A 651-nucleotide genomic window follows, 5' to 3' on the forward strand; every position below is an offset into this window, starting at 1 on the left:
TTCTCACCAGCCTCACCGCTGGAGAAACCGCCACCATCAAGGTTGATGGTCACACCCAAATCAATGGCGCGCTGATAGCGACCGTGGATGAAGACGGCAAAGACGCAGGAAACCTGACGTTAGAAACAGAGACTCTGGGCTTCAGTGACCTGAAAAACACCACCTACGCACAGAACAGTGCCATGGGCATCAGCACCGGTGTGGGGATAGGTAACGAAACCGATGTTGACGGAAAAACGACCGACAACACCGAGGTCGATTCCACCTACAACAGCTCCACCCTGCAATACCAAAACAGCAGTGATTACAGCGTCACCAAAACCCTTGCAACAGTAGGTCAAGGCAATGTCACTGTGGGCGGCGACAGCAACAGTGACAGCCTGACGGCACTTAACCGCGATGTGGAGAACACGGAGAAAGACCTGTTCTCCATCGAGCGCAATGAGGGGAATGTGGATGTCACGGTTGACCATAGGCTGTTGACGGAGAGGGGGCGGCAGAGCATTAAAAATGACTTTGTGGACTCTTATGAATTCGGGGAAGACATTTATAGCGCTGCTGAGAAACTTAACGAGGACGACCGCGTTGGCTTACTGAGTTTCTGGAGTGCGCTGCACAACAATGCCGTCGGCACACAGCTTAAAAACCAGC

Annotated in this window: 1 protein-coding gene; it reads left to right on the forward strand. The window is 52.7% G+C overall.

All coding sequences use genetic code 11. The features are described from left to right. The coding region (locus tag GMA8713_RS27920) for a hypothetical protein (RefSeq protein WP_198159608.1) at positions 1-651 on the forward strand (651 nt) is incomplete at both ends.

Origin of the sequence: Grimontia marina, from assembly GCF_900060185.1 — a bacterium.
GTDB lineage: Bacteria > Pseudomonadota > Gammaproteobacteria > Enterobacterales > Vibrionaceae > Enterovibrio > Enterovibrio marinus.